At 28.7% G+C, this 22330-nt stretch carries 15 protein-coding genes; 12 read left to right on the forward strand and 3 right to left on the reverse strand.

The window, feature by feature from the left end:
• Positions 1 to 59 precede the first annotated feature (59 nt).
• From ACTCAF_RS08625 to ACTCAF_RS08635, 3 genes are all read right to left on the reverse strand, one after another.
• The gene (locus ACTCAF_RS08625; protein WP_463062886.1) at positions 60 to 275 is read right to left on the reverse strand and encodes a hypothetical protein; all 216 of its coding nucleotides are present in this window, start codon (positions 273 to 275) and stop codon (positions 60 to 62) included.
• 303 nt (positions 276 to 578) lie between these two features.
• On the reverse strand, positions 579 to 1847 hold the full coding sequence (locus tag ACTCAF_RS08630) for an ADP-ribosylglycohydrolase family protein (protein WP_463062887.1): 1269 nt from the start codon (positions 1845 to 1847) through the stop codon (positions 579 to 581).
• Positions 1848 to 2228: 381 nt separating this feature from the next.
• A complete protein-coding gene (locus ACTCAF_RS08635) occupies positions 2229 to 2540 on the reverse strand; it encodes a hypothetical protein (protein ID WP_242820836.1) in 312 nt (103 codons plus the stop codon).
• 297 nt (positions 2541 to 2837) lie between these two features.
• Between ACTCAF_RS08635 and ACTCAF_RS08640 the strand changes: the two genes are divergently transcribed.
• The 12 genes from ACTCAF_RS08640 (at position 2838) to ACTCAF_RS08695 (ending at position 22149) form a co-directional block, all read left to right on the forward strand.
• Positions 2838 to 4877: an McrB family protein gene (locus tag ACTCAF_RS08640; RefSeq protein WP_463062888.1), complete on the forward strand. Its 2040-nt coding sequence runs from the start codon at positions 2838 to 2840 to the stop codon at positions 4875 to 4877.
• An 11-nt stretch (positions 4878 to 4888) separates the two neighbouring features.
• Positions 4889 to 6205 carry an McrC family protein gene (locus ACTCAF_RS08645; RefSeq protein ID WP_463062889.1) on the forward strand — a complete coding sequence of 439 codons (1317 nt, stop codon included), beginning with the start codon at positions 4889 to 4891 and terminating at the stop codon, positions 6203 to 6205.
• A 445-nt stretch (positions 6206 to 6650) separates the two neighbouring features.
• Positions 6651 to 7220 (forward strand): BrxA family protein, encoded by a 570-nt coding sequence (locus ACTCAF_RS08650; protein WP_463062890.1) that lies wholly within the window; start codon positions 6651 to 6653, stop codon positions 7218 to 7220.
• 4 nt (positions 7221 to 7224) lie between these two features.
• The gene (locus ACTCAF_RS08655; RefSeq protein WP_463062891.1) at positions 7225 to 7815 is read left to right on the forward strand and encodes a DUF1788 domain-containing protein; all 591 of its coding nucleotides are present in this window, start codon (positions 7225 to 7227) and stop codon (positions 7813 to 7815) included.
• Entirely contained in the window at positions 7812 to 11318 is a 3507-nt protein-coding gene (gene brxC / locus ACTCAF_RS08660) for a BREX system P-loop protein BrxC (RefSeq protein WP_463062892.1), read from the forward strand. Before ACTCAF_RS08655 ends, brxC begins: the two co-directional genes overlap by 4 nt.
• Positions 11319 to 11320: 2 nt before the next feature.
• Positions 11321 to 13060 (forward strand): BREX-1 system adenine-specific DNA-methyltransferase PglX, encoded by a 1740-nt coding sequence (gene pglX / locus ACTCAF_RS08665; RefSeq protein ID WP_463062893.1) that lies wholly within the window; start codon positions 11321 to 11323, stop codon positions 13058 to 13060.
• On the forward strand, positions 13053 to 13547 hold the full coding sequence (locus ACTCAF_RS08670; RefSeq protein ID WP_242820843.1) for a hypothetical protein: 495 nt from the start codon (positions 13053 to 13055) through the stop codon (positions 13545 to 13547). The genes pglX (ACTCAF_RS08665) and ACTCAF_RS08670 overlap by 8 nt, the downstream gene beginning before the upstream one ends.
• 3 nt (positions 13548 to 13550) lie before the next feature.
• Entirely contained in the window at positions 13551 to 15368 is a 1818-nt protein-coding gene (gene pglX, locus ACTCAF_RS08675; protein ID WP_463062894.1) for a BREX-1 system adenine-specific DNA-methyltransferase PglX, read from the forward strand.
• A 22-nt stretch (positions 15369 to 15390) separates the two neighbouring features.
• Positions 15391 to 17892, forward strand: coding sequence for a BREX-1 system phosphatase PglZ type A (gene pglZ / locus ACTCAF_RS08680; RefSeq protein WP_463062895.1), 2502 nt, complete (start codon positions 15391 to 15393; stop codon positions 17890 to 17892).
• Positions 17893 to 17903: 11 nt separating this feature from the next.
• Entirely contained in the window at positions 17904 to 19517 is a 1614-nt protein-coding gene (gene brxL, locus ACTCAF_RS08685) for a BREX system Lon protease-like protein BrxL (RefSeq protein WP_242820846.1), read from the forward strand.
• Entirely contained in the window at positions 19480 to 19962 is a 483-nt protein-coding gene (locus tag ACTCAF_RS08690; RefSeq protein ID WP_463062896.1) for a hypothetical protein, read from the forward strand. Before brxL ends, ACTCAF_RS08690 begins: the two co-directional genes overlap by 38 nt.
• Before the next feature lie 42 nt (positions 19963 to 20004).
• Positions 20005 to 22149, forward strand: coding sequence for a DEAD/DEAH box helicase (locus ACTCAF_RS08695; RefSeq protein ID WP_463062897.1), 2145 nt, complete (start codon positions 20005 to 20007; stop codon positions 22147 to 22149).
• The last annotated feature ends 181 nt before the right edge of the window (positions 22150 to 22330 follow it).

The following is a 22330-nucleotide window of genomic DNA, read 5'->3' on the forward strand; positions in this document are numbered from 1 at the left end:
AAGATAACCGGTAAAAGTTACAGAATAAAAAGTTTACGTGATGTGAAAAAGGAGTAAATCTAACTGGGGAATTTTAAGGGCCATAAGGTGGGGATTTTTGATTGACTTTGACAATAATTTCCTAATTTTCTAAGACAAAATGCGTACCCCCATCCATCCCACTTTTCATTTTTCCCCTCTTCCCATAGCTTTTTAAAAAGTGGCAATGCTTCAGAAAATTTTTGACTTTGTCTTAAAGAAGATGCCTGTTTTCTTATCTCTTCCAAACTTTCCATAAAATCTCCTACTTAAGAAAGTAAACAAATTAATGGACTATTTTCTGACAATATTTTTAAAACAGTTAATGGTTTAATAATTTTTATTGTTTATCTTTTACAAAATAATCGTATGCAGGTTGATTTATTTTTTCATTTCATTTTGCGTAAGGTTGTGTAAAGCGATTTACATCCATTATGTTGATAATAAGAAAGAATGGAGTAGTGTTACTATTCAATAAATTTTTTGACTAATAGTTCTTCCATTTAAAAATTGTAAAAGTTGCCAAGTTTGTTAACAATTGAGGCTTACGTAACATTATGTCAGTGATTGGTAATTTTGTCGTTAAGCCTTTCTGCTAAATTTTCTATATCTCTATATCTTGCAATTTGTCGCAGCCATTTTTTAGGAATGTTGTCAAATCCGTAGTATAGTCCTGCAAGCCCACCTGTTACTGCGCCTGTTGTGTCTGTGTCGTCACCCAAGTTCACTGCTTTCAAAACAGCTTCTTTGTAATTGTCTGTTGTCATCAAACTCCAAATACTTGCTTCAAGTGTATGCAAAACATAACCACTACTTTGAATATCGCTTTCATCAATTTTGAAAATGTTACCTTTTAACAATCTGTCAAAATTTGCAATTTCTGTTGGATTGATTCCAAGCTTTGCCAAGTAATTTGAAATTTCTGTCTGCAAGTTTTTATAAATTTCAAATATATCTTTTCCTTCTAAAATTTGCTTTGCAAATTCAAGATAGTAGAAGCAAGCAATGACTGAACGAATATGCCCGTGTGTAATTGACGAAACTTTTCTTGTAATGTCAAAACGTTCGTTGATTGGTTTATCGAGTAAATAAAAAACTAAAGGTAAAATTCGCATAAGCGAACCATTGCCGTTGTCATTTTCTTTAAATCCACCTGCTAACTCTGGTTTTTCACCTTTTGCAAGCCTTGAAATTGCTTGGCTTGTGGCAATGCCAATATCAAAAACATCTCCATGTGGTGTCCAATAATTTTCGTATGCCCATTTTACAAAATTTTGTCCTATTACATTCAAATCAAAATCTTGTGTCAAGGCTTCGGCAAGACAAAATGTTAGCGAACTGTCATCAGACCAGGTTCCAGGTGGTAAATTGTATGTTCCATAACCGATCTTATCTGTTACGGGATTTTTGCGAAGTGTCTCTCGAGTCTTAAACTCAACTGGAACACCTAAAGCATCACCAACTGCGACACCAAAAAGTGCTGATTTTATTTCTTTGAAATAATCAACGTTCTGAATTGTGAAAAGCATACTTCCGAAGTTACTCCAACTTTTTATCGTGTCTGTTTCAGATTTGATATTTTTTCTTAGATAAATGTCGCGTACATCTATTTCTAAAAGGCCTCTTGCAATTAAAAATAAAAAAGTTTCAATGTCTGCATTATCGTCTTCATTATTATATTTTTCTTTGTTTCTTTCAACCCAAAGCTCTCTTATGATGTAGCCGTCAGTTACTTTGTCAATTTTTGCTTTATAAATTCCGTAGCCTGTCCAAGAGCGGTGAAAGTAAAGCCATTCGTTTTCATAATAAATGAACCGCTTATCCTCCATTTCTTGAGGAATAAGTCCATTTTTCAGTTTAGAAAACTGTTTATCTGTTAAAAATAAGTCTATTTCAATTTTTTGGGATTATCAATAGGAATGTTTTTCCAACTTTCTTTTGTAGCTATTTCTTTCATTTTTGCACCAACATTTATTAAATCACATTTGTTTCAATTATACCAACTTTCCTGGTATTGTTTATACATAATATTAGCTGGTTATTATTCAGTTTTCCATATATATTTAATTGGATATCATAAACTCTCAAAAGTGAGATAATGCCATGTGTATCATATTATGTTTATATCATTATTTGCTGAATATTATTTTCATAAGTACGCCTCTTTTTTGGTAAGATTATAATATAACTTAAATTAATCATAACATTCCTTAAAGAGCATTTGCTAGGGCAGTTAGCTCTTTGACGATAAGACCATAGTCTTCAGTTGGAACAATGTGCCCCCAATCTGTTTCTATTAAATCTTCTTTATTTATTTTTAGAGTGCTAAGTATTATATCATTATTTACAACTTCATCATTTTTACTGATTATAATGGTTCTTTTTGGGTTTGCCCCATCATCTTTTTTTATCAAATCTTGTAATTGTATTTCAGATTTTTTATACGATTCAAGAATGCTAAGGTCAGTTACCCCTTTTCTTTTGAGTGTATTAAATGGAGTAATAGAGGGATTTATTAACATAAAAGGGATTTTATGCTTTAATCCGAAATAAAGTGCAGGAAATGCCCCAATAATTGAAGAATCAATGAGGTTGTACTAAAAAAGGAACCGGACAATCCACCAATATTTAATTTGTCTATTGGTACAGAGTAGATTGAGTTAGAGCTTTTGGTTACACAGTAAATTTAATGAGCTATACTTTTATTAAAAAATCTTGGACAAGGTAAGGTTTTACAAGTAAATAATTTGTGCTAAAATATTGCAAGCTTAGTATGTTGATTATAAAAAATCTTTGTACAAATTTAAGGAGAGAGTGAAGTGGCCAAACTAGATTTAGATGAAATCAAAAGTTATATTTTAGAAAGAGGAAAGGAGTATAGAAAAAATATTCTACTTTATTTAAAGTGGGTATTAGAAGATTTTGAAAACAGAAAAAGCTCTTCAAACAAAATAGTTAGAGAGGCATTTAATTGTGACCCTTTTTATGTTGAAGGAATAAAAACACGAAATGAATGGGATAGAATTAATAAACGGGGAAAACATAATTATTTAATTGAACATAAAACTTTAGGTAAAAATGAATGGCTTATTGTTTCGAGATTAAATTATGATGAATTATCTAATTTTATTAATAAATTCGAACCCAAAGATATTCCAGAGAAAGTTATTACTTGGGAATATAAAATGCCAACTAAAGAAAACTTCTTACAAGCAACAAAAGAATATAAAGAATCAGAATGGGTAAAATCAAAAATAAAAATAAAAATAATTGTTGAAGAAAATGAATATCCATTAAAAGCCTTAAGTATTATTGCTATAGGAATAGCTAATGGTTTGGACGGACCTGCAAATTTTTATATGTTTACGACAGATCAATTAAAAAGATATATCAAAGATAATTTAGAAGACTTTCAAATCATTGAAACTCCTAAACAAACTGATGATGAGGAAGAAGATGAAGATGAATACTATGGAGAAGAAGTTATGTCAAATTATGCAAAACAACCCTTAAACCAAATTCTCTATGGTCCCCCTGGAACAGGAAAAACGTATAATACGATCAATAAGGCTTTGGAAATTATTTTAGAGGCAGAACGTGATGATGAAATTCAAAAGCTTTTAGAAAAAAATACTCATACAATCGAAGAACGAAAGATATTAAAAGACAAATTTGATGAATATAAACAATCTGGTCAAATAGAATTTGTAACCTTTCATCAAAGCTATGGATATGAAGAGTTTGTTGAGGGGATTAAGGCTGAAACAACAGATAATGAAAATATTAAATATGAAGTACAATCTGGTATTTTTAAAAAACTTTGTGAAGAAGCAAGATCAAAAAATAATTTCGAAGAAGTTTATAGTAGATTTTTAGACGAATTGAATGAGAAAGAAACAATAGATTTAGAAACAAAACAACATAAAAAAAAGTTTAAAGTATTTAGAAATTCATCTGATTCTATTGTTGCAAAGCCTTATACAGATAAAGCAACGGAAATGACTGTTACTAAAAAAATGATAAAAGAATATTTGTTAAACAAGAAAATTCTTGATTGGAAACCATATCTTGTTCCAATTAGCGAATATATTGAAAAAACATATAATATTAAATTAGAAGATAATAGTTCAAAAAACTACATCCTCATCATAGATGAAATCAACCGTGGAAATATCTCAAAAATATTTGGAGAGCTTATAACCCTTATTGAGCCAAGCAAACGCATAGGGGCAGAAGAAGCTCTGCAAGTGAGACTTCCATATTCTAATGAGCTTTTTGGTATACCTCAAAATCTTTATATCATTGGCACTATGAACACTGCAGATAGAAGTATCGCACTTATGGACACAGCACTACGCCGGAGATTTCATTTTGAAGAGATGAGGCCTCGTCCCGATTTGTTAGAAGATGTTTCGATTGAAGGTGTCAATGTCAAATCACTTTTAGAAACAATGAACAAACGAATTGAATATCTTTATGATCGTGACCATACTATTGGACATGCTTATTTTATGAGTCTAATAGACAAAAGTGGTGATGAAGCAAAAGCGGAGTTAGATAATATATTCAGAAATAAAATCATCCCTTTACTTCAAGAGTATTTTTATGATGATTGGGAAAAAATACAAATTGTTTTAGGAGATCATCCTGAACAATTTAAAAAGAAAAACATAAAAGAAGATTTTCAAAAATATCAATTTATACAAAGTCAAGAGGTCAAAGAAAGTGATATATTAGGTTTTGATCATCCTGACATAGAAAATGAAGCTGTGGAATACAAAGTAAATAGCCACTTTTCTTTAGAAATGTACCAAAAAATATATGGTGATTACTCTTTAATAAATATGTCTGAAGAATAGGGAGATAATAATTGATTTTAAAAGAGTTTGAATATCTCCAATATAAAAGAGAAGATGCAAACAACTATATTAAACCAGAAACTTTTGAAGCTTTAGAAAAGTTTGTTTTAGATAATGAAGAAACAGCACTGTATCTGAAAATCACTACTAAAAAAGGGTACGGTAAAATTCTACAAGCCCAAAATTATGTTGGTGTCATCCAAACAAGAGATGGGACAACCATAGAAATATTACCAAAAATTTACAATGCAAGTGAAGAAGAAGCAAAAAAAATTCTCCTTCGTATGTTAAAAACTCTCAAAAATTCACCTTTTAAAAATTTCAATATGGCACATTTGAAAAATGCAAAAATACCGCTTTTGGAAATTTTTATTACAATGTTTTTGGATGAACTTTCAAAACTTATCAAAAAAGGGATAAAAAGTGATTATATTACAAAAGAAGAAAATCTCAGATTTTTAAAAGGTAAATTGCTCATTGGACAACAAATTAAAAAAAATACAATCCATCAAGAACGGTTTTTTGTAGAATATCAAGAGTATTTAAGCGATAGGGTGGAAAATCGTCTAATTAAAACTACACTGGAATATCTTTATAAAAAATCAAAATCAAATCGAAATCAACAACGAATACGAGAATTCTTGTTTATTTTTGATGGAATATCTCCATGTAAAGATATAAAATTAGGATTTAGCAAAGTAAAACTTGATAGACAAATGAAGGATTATGAGAAGGTTCTTTTATGGTGTAAAACATTTTTACTCGAAAATTCATTTAGTCCTTATAAGGGCAATGACGTAGCTTTTGCGTTATTATTTGATATGAATTTACTTTTTGAAAGCTATATTGGTCATTATTTTAAAATGAATTGTACAAATGTTACATTGCAAGACAAAACACATCACCTTGCATACTGTGAAGGCAATGGGGCATTTCAACTAAGACCAGATATTGTTATAGATGATGGAAAAATTATTGCTGATACTAAATGGAAACTCCTAAGTGAAGATAAAATACATCAAGGGATTTCCCAATCAGATGTGTATCAGCTTTATGCCTATGGCACTAAATATCATTCGTGTAAATCGATGTATCTAATATATCCCTATAGTGGACAAAATATATCAAATCTTTACCATTATTTCCGTGAAGGTGAGATAGGTTATAAAAAAGATGAGCAATGGTATGAAAAGGGAAACCTTGAGTTATACATAGTTTTTGCTGATGTAACTCAAGAAAGACTGAAATTTATTACTTTTAACGATAAAAACTATACACAAAATGTGTTAAAAATCCCTTGTGAAAAAAATAAAGATAGAAACATCTAAGTATTTTATAAAAATTATTTCATTATTCTAAAATATTCGAATATGATAGACTCTATTAGTAATTTTACGTCTCCCTTACGGCTTATAATATATATTGAGTCCTTTATCAAGTTAATGTATTTGGTTCTTCTATATGTTTTTCCTGACTAATTGAGTTAGTTTAGATAAAAAATAACAAGTGAGATTTTGAGGTGAAGTAATGTAAAAAAAGTGTTAATTTTATATTGGTAATCTTGTTATTTTTTTATTGACATTAACAGTAGGTAACGTTTGTAAAAAATAGCATAAATTTTAATTTTTTCTTGACAATAAGGAGCATTATTTAAGACAGTTAAGATTATATTGAAAAGAGCTTTTTGTTAATTTTTGTATTACATAAATTTGATATAGGAGGTGTATCATTAGTACTCAAGAGAAAACTTATTGGATATCTACGGCATTATCTATGCCGGTATTAGAAACTTTAAAACTTATTGAGCTGAAAAAGAAAGGCTTATCAGATAAAGAGATCGAAACAGAGGTTTTAGTTAACAACTATCTTCAAAAAAATAGACTATCAACGGTAAAAAGAATGTTTGTAGAGTTTAAGAGAAGATTAAACTATATGGACAGCAATTTTACTGAACTAATAACTGAGCTGCCATTTGACAGTAAAAAGCATTTACTATTTGCTAATATTATGGAAACTTATCCTATGATGCTTGAATTTATGATTGAAACTGTATTACCTAAGTTACAATTGCTTGACTTTAGCTTACATGACAGTGATTTTTTTAAATTTTTGTATATTAAAGAAGAAAAAGCTACGAAGACATTAACAGATAATACTCGAAAAAAATTAAAACAAGTTACTTTTAAGATATTAGAGCAGGCAGGCTTAATAGATAATGGTAAAAATAAAAAAATAATGAAACCTATATTGAACTATGGTATAATACGCTATTACGCCAACAACACTGAAATTTTAAAAGGTCTTTTGATGAGTGACAAAGAAATTATAACAAATATTAGGTGATAAAATGAATGAAAGTCTTACAAGTAAGTTAAACTGTCTTATAAATATCTTAAAAGATGAAAACTACTTTAAGCGAGAAAATATTGCTAATGAAGTTCCCTTTTATATTTTCGATTATAATCCTGAAGATGAATTAGAAGTAAGAAAAACTATAAATCAGATATCTGAATCTAAACAAATTAAGTACAATGTAGAAATATTAAATCTTTATGATATTGCAATAAATTACCTACAAGAGAATAATTTATTGGAAAAAACTTTTGAAATAGAAAAAAAGTTCACTCCTGAAAAATTTTTTACTAGATTAAAGTCTATTATAGATCCTGAATTAATTCTTAATAAAATAGTGAAAATAAGTGTAACCAAAGAACCAGATATTTTGATTTTAACAGGTATTGGAAACATTTACCCTATATTAAGAGCTCATTTAATCATTAATAAATTGCAAGAAAAAATATATAACAAAACTGTCATACTTATGTACCCGGGAACTTTTGAAATAAGCGATACAGAGGGGCAACTGCTATTATTTAATAAACTTGAGAGTAAAGCTTTTTACAGAGCGTTTAAAATTTGCGGGGGTGGTGTAAGATGATTATAAAAAATATTTTTGAAAAAGATATTGAAAGACCTATAAATGGTGTAGTTAAGGTTGGTCAAGATGATTTGGGTATTCTTAAAAGTGAGATAGAAGAATATATCATAACCCATGAAGTAAAAAAATATTTAGATAATTTTTTCAGTCATTACGTTGATACTTTAGGCACACAAACTGATAAAATAGGTATTTGGATTTCAGGTTTTTTTGGTTCGGGTAAATCTCATTTATTAAAAATGCTCGCATATATTATAGAAAACCGTGCTATTGGTGATATAAGTGCTGGAGAAATAATAAGAGATAAAATTAAAACTGATGCGTTATTATCTGCCAATATTAAAAGAGCTTATCAAAACTCAGCCGATATTATCCTTTTTAATATTGATAGCATGAGTGATAGCAGCAATCTTGGAAATAAAGAAACAATTCTTAATGTTTTTCGTAGAGTATTCTATGACAAATTGGGATATTTAGGGAGGGTTCCCTTTATCGCTGAAATTGAAAGAGATTTGGACAATAATGGACTTTATGAAAAGTTTAAAAATAAATTTGAAGAATTAGCAGGGAAGAATTGGGTAGAAGAAAGACATAATTTTGCTTTTTACGAAGAAGAAATTTTTGAGGCTCTTGCCTTTTGCTACGATGTAACAGTAGAAAAAGCTGAAAATTTTTATAAATCTAAAGAAGACTATTTTAGCTCTGTAAGTATTTCTGATTTTGCTGATAATGTTAAAGAGTTTATAGATAAAAAAAATAAAGAATTAAATACAAACAATTATAGACTTTTGTTTATGGTTGATGAAGTTGGGCAGTTTATAGCCCAAGATACTAATAAGATGTTAAATCTTCAGACAATAGTTGAAGAGTTGGGTGTTAAATGTAAAGGTTCTGCTTGGGTGGTCGTTACTTCTCAGGAAGATGTGGAGTCAATAATTGGTGATTTACCAAGAACTAGTAAAAATGAATTTTCGAAAATTTTGGGAAGATTTATAAGATTCTCACTTTCTGGCTCAAACACTGATGAGGTTATTAAAAAGAGAATCTTGTCAAAAAATGTTGAAGCAGCGGATAAATTAAAAAAACTTTACGAAAATAATATAAATATCTTAAAAAATCAGTTTAGTTTTACAGCCGATACCGCTACTTTTCAGAAATATAAGGATGAAAATGACTTTATAAATTCATACCCTTTTGTACCGTACCAGTTTACATTGTTACAAAAAGTTTTTGAAGCAATTCGCACAATGGGAATTTCAGGTAAGCATTTATCACATGGTGAAAGAAGTATGTTAAATGCTTTTCAGCAAGCTTGTCTTATGATTAAAAACAAGGAAATAGGCTACATATCACCATTTTATTTATTTTACGATACAATAGAAGGTTTTATGGATTCCCATGTATTACTAACAATTAAACATGCTGAAAAAAATGAGAGCCTAGATATTTTTGATGTAAATTTGCTAAAATTATTGTTTTTGATTCGATATATTGGGCAGATAAAGTCAAATATTGATAACATTGTAATTCTAATGTTAGAAGTAATAGACCAAGATAAGCAAGCATTAAAAGATAAAGTTAAAAATAGCCTATTAAAGTTGGAACATGAAGTACTTATTAATAAAAGTGGTGACAACTATTATTTTCTAACTAACGAAGAAAGAGATATAAAACAAGAAATCAAGAAAATAGCAGTAGATTCAGCTACTAAATCAAATTTTATTTATGAAATAATTTTTCATGAGTTATATCCAGAAACCAAACATAAATATACTAATTATAGCAATGACTATGAAATAACTAGGACTGTTGATAATATTTCGAAAGGCAACGGCAAATTAGAAATCAAAATTGCTACCCAATATGACTCTTTTGATACGAGTGACCCATATCTGACAATGCAAAGCCAGCAAAGAAAATTATTGATTAGATTAAATAACAGTAATGAGTTGGAAAAAGAATTAAAATCTTTTCTTCAAACAAATGAATATATAAGGAAACATCAAGGTTCAACTAAAGATTCATTTTCTAAAGTTATTTTAGAGATACAAAAAGAAAATGATGAAAGAAGAAAAAGGTTAAAGAAAATAATTGATGAGCTACTGGCAAATGCTGACTATTTTTCTTTGGGCACCAAGCTTCATTTCCCAAAGCCGGTAAACTATCAAAATCTTATAAAACAACAGTTAGATGAAATAATAGGGCATATATACAATAAAATGTATCTTATTGTGCCAAATACGATTAAGGCTTCAAATGAGATAAAAGAAGCATTAAGTAAAAATAGAAGTATAATTGGTGACGTTAATACAAGCGAATCAGTTGAAAATGAGATAATTAACTTTATTAGGGATATTAGCCACATAGAAAATAGTGTTACACTGAAGAAAATTTATGACAGGTTTAAAGAAGAACCCTTCGGATGGAAGCTATTAGATATACAATATATTATTGCAATTTTGGTTGCTAATGAAAAAATACATTTAGAATACCAAACTCAAAAAGTATCCAGTGCTTTTCACTCAAAACTTGAAGAATTAATTACTAAAGCATCTTACCAGTCTGTAGTTTATGTTAAATTGCCACAGGTTGCTGATGAAGGTGAAATAAATAAGGCTAAACAAATTTTTCAAGATGTAAGTGATAATATCCCTGAGGAAAAACCAGATGATTTCACTAAACAGTTTAAAAAGTTTATCACTGAGTTTATAGAGGATATTAAAAGTAACCTGCATCTTTTGTCTTCAAATTTTCGTCCAAAATTTACTGCTGAGGAATATTTAGATGGGTTGACAAGAATCGCTAAATTAAGTGAACAGGCAGATGTTATTAAAGAAATTATAAAACAAGAAGAAAAGTTACACACTTGGATAGAATATCTTGGAAAGTTTAGAAACTTTATTACTAATCAACTACCTCGACATAAAGATATAATAGAGTTTATAAATACATATAAAGATGGGATAGAGCATTATGATTACAAGCCAGGGGAAGAAGTATTGGAAAAATGCGAACAATACATGAATAGTGAATCTCCGTTTCATTTAACTATACCTTTGGCAAATGAAATAGATGATATTAGTCAGACATTAAAAGAAAAGTTAGGCTCCTTAAAAAATAAATATATAGATGAAATAACAAAAAAATATGAACATATTTTAGAAGTATCTAAAGGTGAAAACATAGATATATCAGGAAAAATAGATTCTTTAGATCAAATGGCTGACCTGATAAGAAATGAAATAAAAATTGAAAATGTTATTGCAAGACGTGCTACATTTATAAGGAAGATAAGCTCATTAGAAGAAGATATTAATAGAGAAATAAATAGAAAATATGCCGAAAATAATGAAAAACCACCGAAGAAAATTAAAATATCTAAATTAGTTTATCCTAAAATTATTAGCACTAAAGAAGATATTGATAATTTTACGGATGAATTAAAGGAAAGACTCTATCAAGAGCTACAAGATAATAAAAAAATTGAGATTTCTGGAGAGTAATTATGAATACAGGTGAAGTAAAAAAATTTGCTGTTAGGGCAAGACAGCTATTTATTGAGCAAGTAAAAGCAAAAGCTGCCTTGCTGGGCTTTAGTGAAAAAGGGGTAGCAGAACATAAAGAAGTTAAGACCGAAGTAATTGTTAACGAAAGTGTATATCCTAAAAAGCAATGGAAAGAAATCGCTAAAGTAGTAAAAAAAGGTAAAAGTGATTATTTAAGTCTAATAGATGAAGTAGCTTATACATGGTTTAACAGATTTGTAGCTCTAAAGTTTATGGAAGAGAATGGATATATAAATCATCGGTTTGTAAAGTCATCTTCAGATAAATGGTATCCTGATGTTTTAAGTGCTCCTGAAGAGACAAATTTACTTGATAAAAATGAAGTAATACAATTAAAACTAAGCAACGAATATGAAAAATTGTACAAAAAACTTTTGATTGCTCATTGTAATAATCTTCATAAAGCTATGCCTTTTATATTTGAAGAAATTGAAGATTATACAGAGTTATTGCTTCCGGATCTCCTTTTAGCAGCAAATTCAATAATAGCCTACATCGACAAAGGACTTCCATCTGATTTTTGGAAAGATGTTGAAATTATTGGGTGGCTTTATCAGTTTTATATTTCAGAAAAAAAAGATGAAGTAATTGGAAGTAAAAAAGCATATAAAAAAGAAGATATCCCAGCAGCTACACAGCTTTTTACACCGAGATGGATTGTGGATTATTTGGTGCAAAATTCGACTGGACGTATTTGGCTTGAGTCATATCCAAAATCTGTCTTGAAAGAAAGGATGAAATATTATGTAGAATCAGATGTGGATGTTGAAAAGAAGTTTTATTCAAATATAAACCCTGAAGAATTAAAAATAATAGACCCTGCTTGTGGTTCAGGGCATATTTTGATTAGAGTATTTGACACTTTAATGAACATATACAGAGAGATGGGTTATTCTGACCTTGATGCTGTTAAAAATATAGTTGAAAAAAATCTTTATGGTTTGGATATAGATAAAAGAGCAGCACAGTTAGCTTGTTTTGCTGTAATGATGAAAGCAAGAGAATACGCCGGGTCAAGAATATTTAGACAAAAGTTAGATTTAAATATCTATGAAATACAAGAAGTAGATAAAAATCTTGTAGATTCCACCGAATTTATAAAAGGATTATCTAAAGAAGAAGATGAACAGCTACAAGAAATATTATCAGTTTTTTTAGAAGCCAAAAATATTGGTTCATTGATTACAATACCAGAAAAATACTTAGACAAAATAGATTATTTCTTAGAAATATTAGAAAATCAATTAAATGACGATTTTGAGCTTACCAAGAAATATGCTTCGCAATATTATCAGATTTTAAAAGTAGCTAAGGTTTTAGGTCAAAAATATGATGCTGTTGTAGCCAATCCACCATATATGGGAAATAAAGCTCATAATGAAATTTTGAAGAAATTTTTGCAGAAAAATTATCCTGATTCAAAATCAGATTTATTTGCGGCGTTTATTGAGCGAGGCTTTGAATTTTTAAAAGAGGGTGGATTTGAAGCTATGATTACTATGCAAAGTTGGATGTTTTTAAGTAGTTATGAAAAATTGAGAAAGAAAATCTTAAAAAATTATCAGATAGTAAATATGGTTCATTTAGGGACAAGAGCTTTTCCTGAAATAGGTGGTGAAGTAGTTCAAAATACTGCTTTTGTGATAAGGAAATGTAAGCCTGGAGATACACTTGGGTAATTTTAAAGAAGTATTTGAACAAGCTAAATTAGAACTACCAGTATTTGAAGAAAACAAAAAATTAATATGTGAGGAAGTGTTACCTGTTATTTTTATCGCTCAGATAAATAATTTTGAAGTTGATAATATTAAATTAAAAGGTAAAAATTCTAATAAAAAATTTTTTAAGGAAATAGCGAACTTAGAAAAAAAACATAAAGTAAAATTTATTGTAGCTAAATCATCAGACGCAATTACTATGTCAGTAAATAATATAACAAATACAATTATTTTTACTTCTTGTAGTAATGTTAAATATCAATCATTGCTCAAAAGGTTGAGAAATGCTTTTTTTCATAACAATTTTAGTATTCAAAATAATTTTATTTACTTAAAAGATATAAATATAAGAAATAAGCGTAAACCAACGATGCTTGGAAAAATGAAATTGAACACATTTGTAGAGCTTATTGAAATTTTATTAAAATATATAAATAATCAGGAGTAACCTATGCCTACATTTATAAGATTGACGGATTACAATAGCAGTGAAGAAAAAGAGAAAGGTTTTTTTGATCCTAAAAACAGGTATGTGGCAAAACAGGAAGATTTTGAAAAGATTCCAGGTAGTCCTATTGCTTATTGGGTGAGTGATAGGATTAAGGAGATATTCAAAAATAGTAAAAAATTGAAGGAAATTGTAGAATATACTGGTTCACTCCATAAAACAGCCGATAATAATAAGTTTTTGCGATATGTATGGGAAATAAATACTAAAGATTTTGGTAAAAATAAAAAGTGGGTTTTTTATAATAAAGGTGGTAATTATAAGAAATGGTTTGGTAATAATGAATTATTTATTGATTGGACAGAAAATGCTCTTGATTTTTATAAAAAACATCCGACAGCAAATCTTCTAAATCCTAAGTTTTGGTTTAGAAAAGGTATTACTTGGACAGCTTTGACAAATGGAAATTTTAATGCAAGGTATTTTGAAGGCTTATATATATCAGATTTTAAAGGAGCTTCGATTTATCCAGAGATAACAAAAATAAAATATATATTGTCTGTTATGAATTCAAAATTAACTAATAATATATTAAAAATTCTTGCTCCTACAATGGATTTTAATATTGGGCAAGTTGTTGAACTTCCAATTATCTTTCCAAAAGAAGAATCAATAAAACAAAAAATTGACCAGCTTACTCAAGAATGTATAGACATTTCTAAAGAAGACTGGGACAGCAGAGAAACATCGTGGGACTTCCGAACCAATGAGTTGGTTCGAATTATGAATTATGAATTTTTAATGTTGAATGAAAGCAAGAAAAATAATTCAAAATTTAAAACTCAAAATTTAACATTAGAAGCGATTTATAATCGCTATTGTGAATATTGGAAAGAAAAATTTTTTAAACTTCATTCAAATGAAGAAGAGTTAAATAGACTATTTATAGATATATATGAGCTCCAGGATGAGCTCACTCCGGATGTGCTTCTTGAAGATATTACAATTTTAAAGCAGGAAACAAAGATTGTAGATGGAAAGCTTATCTTTAACACTGATGAAATTATCAAACAATTTATCTCCTATGCTGTTGGCTGTATGTTTGGTAGATACTCACTGGATCACGAAGGTTTACATATCGCCGATATGGGAGTAAGCATAGAAGAAGCAAATTCAAAGTTCAACATTCAACATTCAACATTTACTATAGATGACGATAACATCATACCTGTATTTGAATTTGATTTTTTTGAAGATGATATTGTTACAAGATTTAAAGAGTTTTTAAAGATTACTTTTTCAGAAGAGTCATTATATGAAAATCTATCATTTATAGCAAATGCACTTGGTAAAAAATCAAATGAATCAGATGAAGATGTTATGAGAAGATATTTCCATAAAGAATTTTATAGTGATCATGTGAGTAGGTATAAAAAAAGACCTATCTACTGGATGTTTAGCTCCAATCCAAAAGGTGCCGGTGCTTTTAATGTATTAATTTATATGCATAGATATTATCCAGGAATTGTTGCAAAAATAAGGACAGATTATCTTCACCCTTACATGGAAAAACTTGAATCAGAGAAAAATAGACTTCAGCAATCAATCGATAACAATGTATTAAGCGGGCAAACATTAAAAAAAGCACAAAATACGATAGATAAGATAGAAAAATATTTAATTGAGCTAAGAGAATACGATGTAAGACTAAAACATTATGCAGACAAGATGTTAAAAATTGACTTGGATGATGGTGTAAAAGTAAACTATTGTAAATTTCAAGATATATTAGTTGTGTTTGATAATAAATTATGCAAGTAACAAAAATCAGAGGGTTAGTTTAATGGATATAAGAGAGAAGCTGTTAGATAAATTTTCACGAAGCCGTATTGTTTTTTGGTTTGATGAAGAAGGTAATTTTGAAGATGATATTGAAAATCTAACGTTAGAAGATGTTAATATTTGTAAAGTGGAGAATAATGAATTTTATTTAAAGTATTTAATTGAAAAAGAAAAACCTTTAGATAAATTTTTGCTTTATTATAATTCAGCTCAGCCACCTATAGAAAAAAACTGGTTAGCTGATATTTTGCTTTATTCCGATGTGTTTTTTGCTGACCACAAATCTTTAATTAAAGATGAATTAAATGTTAGATTTGCAGAATTTGATTATTTATATAATGATTATAGGACATTTTTTAATAATAAAAAACGCCTTAGTAAATTAAAATCATATCTTTCTGAAGAACCTAATTATAAGGAATTATCATTAGGAATGATTGCTACTGTAATAAACGCTGCAAAAAATGATTTGGAAGCTGTATTATTTAAAATTTTTGAAAACGGATTGGATGAAGAAGACAATGAAGCATTAGAGCAGTTGGCAAAATATAATCTTGACTTAATGCTTAATAAAATTATCAAAGAGCATTTTAAAATTAAAAGTGAAGAAATAACACTTATAAAATTTGCATTATTGTTAGTTTGCTCCCATATTTTGCTTACAGCGCCTCAACTTGTGAAACAAAATTTATTTAATGAGTATATTGAATCTTTTGAAGGAAAGGGTCTGCAGGTTGCCGGGCATTTTGTTGAAGAATGGCTATATAACTCTAAACATAATCACTTATATTCTGAAATTTCACAATATGTTGATAATAAAGCAAACCTATCTCAAAAACTGGTAAATTTAAATCTTGGTGATTTAGCTGATGTTTACTCTCTGGAAAATATTGAAAATATTATCTTAGATAAAATGGCAAAAGAGGACATAGAAAATAATATTGAGTATTATTTAGATATAATAGAAAAAAGAAAGCAAAGTTTTTGGTGGGAAATTTATCAAAATACTTACTTATCTATAGAGTATTATTTGAAATTTGAAAAATCTCTCATTGCTATGCATCCTGATGCTGATAAAATTGAAAATTTATTGTCGTCTTATACTACAAAGTTATATTCAATAGATATAAATTATAGAAAGTTTATTTATTACTATAAAAACGGAAACAATGATTTACTATTAGATTATTACAAGAAACTAGAGAATAAATATTTTAATTTTATTAACTTACTAAATTCAAAATGGGATAGTTTATTAACATACGATTTTATAAATGATAATTCACATAATCAATTTAGTTTTTACAAAAAAATTATAGAAGAACGTATAGAAAGAAGTGAGAGAGTATGTGTTATAATATCTGATGCTTTAAGGTATGAAATTGGTTGTGAGCTGGTTGATGCTCTCTCCTTAAATGCAGATAGATTGAAGGTTGATTTAGACTACTTAGTTGCTAACATTCCAACAATCACAACAGTTGGTATGGCCTCTCTGCTTCCCCATAATAAAATTGAAATAAAAGACGATGGGTCTGTGTTGGTAGATGATAAACCCGCAACAAATACAAAAATGAGGAATGATTTATTAGTAACATTTAATAACAATTCATTAGCTATAACAGAAGAAGATGTAAATTCTCTTACAACATCACAACTAAAAGATTTGTTTAAAGGGAAAAATCTTATTTTTATTTATCAGAATATTATTGATAAAATTGGAGATGATAATGTTTCTGAAGGCAACGTTTTTAATGCGGTAGAACAATGCATAGATTCACTGGAAAAAATCATTAGGAAACTTGGAAGCTCAAATATAACTAATATTATTATTACATCTGATCATGGATTTATTTATCTAGATTCAAAGATTGAAGAACATTTAAAAATAGATTTTCCTTTTGACAAGTCAAAGATATCATTAAATCCAAGATACGTTTTAGGAGACAATATACAGCCTATAGCAAATAGTCATTATTTTGAAAAAATTGATAATAGTGAAATAAAAAGGAACAATATCTTGATTCCTAAGAATATCTTAAGATTTAAATCTACTAATGGTGCAAGTAAGAGATTTTTGCATGGTGGAGTTAGCTTACAAGAATTAATCCTACCTTTGATAAAAATAAGGCATACAAAAAAGCAGTCTAAAAGAAGTGTTGATTTTGAAATGATATCTCCTACGAAAAATATTATTACTTCAAACAACCCTAAATTTAAGTTTTTACAATCTGAACCTATAAGTAAAGATGTATTACCTTTGAAAATTAAGGTGGGTGTTTATGATAGTAATAATAATCTGTTATCAAGTGTTGGATTAGTGAACTTTGATGCAAATTCTGAAGATATAAATGATAGAACAAAAGTTTTGACTCTTAAGCTAAAGCCAATTAGCTTTGACAAAGATAAAACATATAGGTTAAAATTCTATGACGAGGATAATGAAGTTTTAATTAAAGAGTATGATTTTAAAATTAATATTCTTATATCAAATGATTTTTTTTGAAGGAGTAATTTATGGACAGACTTGACAATAAAATAATCGAGCTATTCCCAGGTAAAATTGTTAATAAAGAATTAGGGCAAAAATTAAAAACAGGATATAATGCCCCAAGCTTTGTAATAGAATATCTTGTTGGGATGTATTGTGCTACAAATGATGAAGAACAAATAAAAGATGGAATGCAAACTGTTAAAGATATATTAACGAAGCATTATGTAAGAGCAGATGAAATAGAAAAGATTAAATATCTAATGAGAGAGGAGGGTTCTTATAAAGTAATTGATAAAGCAGAAGTTTATTTAGACGAAAAAGAAGATAACTATTTTATGAAACTTCAAACATTGCAAATTGATAAAATACAATTAATACCCGATTTTATAGAAAAAAATCCACGTTTATTAACAACTGGTGTATGGGGGATAATAACACTATCTTATGTAAGATTGAAAAATCTTATAGAGGAAGAAATAGATATACAAAGACCGCTTGATGGCCAAGATTGTATGATTTGGCTTTCTGAAAAAAATGCTAAGGTTATTAAAGCTGTTCAGGATGAATACTCTGAAAATAAAAAACATAAAAGTAGAGCAGATGCTTTACCAGTACCTTATTTATTAAAAGACTTTAAGCCTATACAAGTACCGAAAGTGGATTTAGAGGAACTCTTTGAAAATAGGAAAAAGTTTACATTGGAAGAATGGATAGATTTTATAATGAGAAGTTGTGGTCTTGAACCGAGCTATTTTAATGAAAGACAAAAATTTCTTTTCTTGTATAGACTTATACCTTTTGTGGAAAATAACTATAATTTAATCGAACTTGGACCAAGGGGTACAGGCAAGTCTTTTATTTATAAAGAAATTTCACCTAATGCGACTCTTATTTCCGGTGGTAAGACTACTGTAGCTCAGCTTTTTGAATGGGCTGGTGTTATAATGAGGCAGAATGTTTTGGGTTTGGTAAATTTATGGGATGTAGTTGGCTTTGATGAAATCTCATATAATGTTTTTAAAAACAAGGAAAGTATACAAATATTAAAAGATTATATGGAGTCTGGTTCTTATTCAAGAGGTAAGAATACCAGATTTGCAGATGCTTCTATGGTATTTGTCGGGAATATAGATGAGGCTATAGAGAATATAATTAAAGACAAGAATAAAAATTTATTCCAATGGATAGCTCAAGAAATGCAGGATACAGCGTTTTTAGAAAGGATTCACTGCTTTATACCTGGATGGGAGTTTCCTAAAATGAGGCCAGAATTTATTACAAAAAAATCTGGATTTATTGTTGATTACTTCGCTGAATTTATGAGAAGTATGAGAAAATATAATTATACAGATAAATATGAAAAATATTTTAAGCTTAATAATGCTACTCAGAGAGATAGTATGGCAATTAAAAGGACTTTTAGTGGGTTAGCAAAGTTACTCTTTCCTGAAAATGAAGTAACAAAAGAGGATACAAAAAAATTATTAGAGTATGCCTGCGAATGTAGAAAAAGAGTAAAGTATAATTTGCGTAGGATGTTGCCACATGAATATCCAACTGACAGTTTGGGTTATGTAGATTTAGAAACTGGGGAAGAAGTTGAAGTCTTTGCTAAAGAAGAGATACAAGGAAATTGAAACTTTAAGTGAAAAACTTGAGGTATTAGTAAATAGAGTTAAAGCAGTTGAAGAAAACGAAGAAACAGTCACTATTGATTTATTAGCTTATATTATCAAACTTACTCTTGATAGTTATCAATTTATAAGAGAAAGCTACAAGGATATCGAATTGTATAAACAATATTTAGGAGAAGTATTTATTGATAAATATATTTATATGTTTAACTCAATTGAAAAGGAAGGGAAACAGTTAATTGATGAAATGTCAGACATGGAAGAAAAATTATCGTCTGAAGATTTTATTTTATCCTGTTTAAAATGGCTGTTAGATATTGTGAAACTTTTAAAAATAAATTTAGAAATTATTCGTTTTATATATAAAATTGATTCATTTGCTAAAACTAAAATTATGGATGATATGACTTATATACTAACTTTAATTGACGATTTAGATTATGGTTAGATTTATAGTTTTAATTTTTTAAGATAAGGTGATTAAATATAAATGGATAGACCTTTTGCATTTAAAGATGTTAGAAAATTAATAAGTGAATATAAATATATAAAATATAAACTAAAAGAAATTGTTTCTGCACTTAAAACCTATAAAGATAAAATAAAAAATGCTGTAAATGAATTAGCAGCTGCAGAGGCTCTAAGCGTACTTCAAGAAGTACCAATTCAAGAAATTAATAGACATAAAAGCGGTTTTAGGTTACGACCTCTAATTAATTGCGGATTTACTTCAATTAAGGATGTTGTTTTAGCTTCAGAATATACTCTTGAAAGTATTAGAGGGATAAGTAGTAATACAGCTCGTGAGATTAAAAATATTGCACATAAATTATTAATAGACACTTTAAGAGAACTAAAAATTAGTATAAGCGCTGATAATAAAACTAAAGAAGCAACAAAACTTATAGTTGCTATTTCAAAATATAAAAACTCTGTTTCTTTTGCAAATTCTAGTTCTGAATTCTTACAACTTTTTGAAAAACAATTAGATCATGATTTAAAAGGTATAAAGCCTGCGAAGAATGTTATAAGATGGTTTTTCGCGTCAAAAGATAAAAGATCAAAAGCTGTAGAAACATACAGTAAATTATATTTATTTTATGAAAATGAATTTAAGGATAATACTAAAGCGTTAATTTCAGAATATGATAAAATTAAGAATTTTACAGAGAATTATGCTTGGAGTGATTTTGAAAAAGACTCAATTAAATATTTTAATATATTGGAAGAAATTGCACCTGAATTTTTTGATTCTAAAGATTCTGTATATGGCTTGCCAGAAGAAATAGCTTCAAAAATTTCTACCCAAGATTTTTCTAAAGAAGGGCTTTTATGTGAATTGCGGAGATATCAAGAATGGGGTGTAAGATATATTTTAAACCAAAAACGAGTTTTGCTTGGTGATGAAATGGGTTTAGGTAAAACTGTTCAAGCTATAGCTACAATGGTTGCTTTGAAAAATAAAAACTCTACTCATTTTGTTGTTGTTTGTCCTGCAAGTGTAATAGAAAATTGGTGCAGAGAAATAAATAAACATAGTAGACTCAATGTAAAAAAAGTTCACGGGAATAGTAGAAAGAGATCATTAGAAGCGTGGATAGATAACGGTGGAGTTGCCGTTACAACTTATGAAACAACAGGGTATTTTAAATTGGAAGCAATACCTAAAATTAATCTTATAGTTGTAGATGAAGCTCACTATATTAAAAATCCTAATGCAAAAAGAACTATTAATACTAAAAATCTTTGTAGTAAAGCCGAACAAATATTATTTATGACAGGTACACCACTAGAGAATAAAGTAGATGAAATGATTTCTTTGATTAGTATATTGCAACCTAGAGTAGCTAATTCCATTATGGGGATGGAATCATTGGCCCATGCTCCACATTTTAGGAAAAAAATTGCTCCCGTTTATTATAGAAGAAAAAGAGAAGATGTATTAGGAGAGTTGCCAAAACTTATAGAGACTAGAGAATGGTGTACATTAGGTATTGAAGAAAGAATCGCATATGAAAAGGCAGTTCTCAGTCGAAATTTTATGGATATTAGGCGTGTTTCATGGAGTATAGATAACTTACGTAATTCTTCTAAAGCAAAAAGAATGCTTGAGCTTATTAATGAAGCCAAAGAAAATGGGAGAAAGATATTAATATTTTCTTTTTTCTTAGATACCATAAAAAAAATTAAGTTGATGTTGGGTAATATGTGTTTAGATCCAATAAGTGGAAAAGTTTCTCCTGAAAATAGACAAAAAATAATTGATGATTTTAATGAATCTCCTGCAGGGACAGTACTAGTAGCACAAATTCAATCTGGTGGAATCGGCCTTAATATTCAGTCAGCTAGTGTCGTAATTATATGTGAGCCACAATTAAAACCCTCAATAGAAAATCAAGCTATTTCAAGAGCTTATCGTATGGGTCAGCCTCGAGATGTGTTAGTGTATAGGCTTTTATGCAAAGATACAATTGATGAAAGAATCATTGATTTGCTTGAAAATAAAGAACAAATTTTTAATGCATTTGCGGATAAATCTGAAGCTGCTTATGAAGACTTTTATATTAAAGAGGAGAAAATTAGCGAGCTAATTGATGAAGAAATTAAGCGTATAAAAAATCAAAAAAATAGGTAGTTTAAACCTACCTACTTTATAGGTAGTGTTCATAATTCCGTGTCACTTTAGTAGATCTATTGGCAACATTACAGTTAAGAGATGTTAAAGGTAAAATAATTCCCCAGTAAAAGGCCCTTAAAAATCCCCACCTGTGTATGTTAACATGCCTCCACCAAATACATAGGTTGGAGGTAAATAA

Source organism: Deferrivibrio sp., from assembly GCF_055117995.1.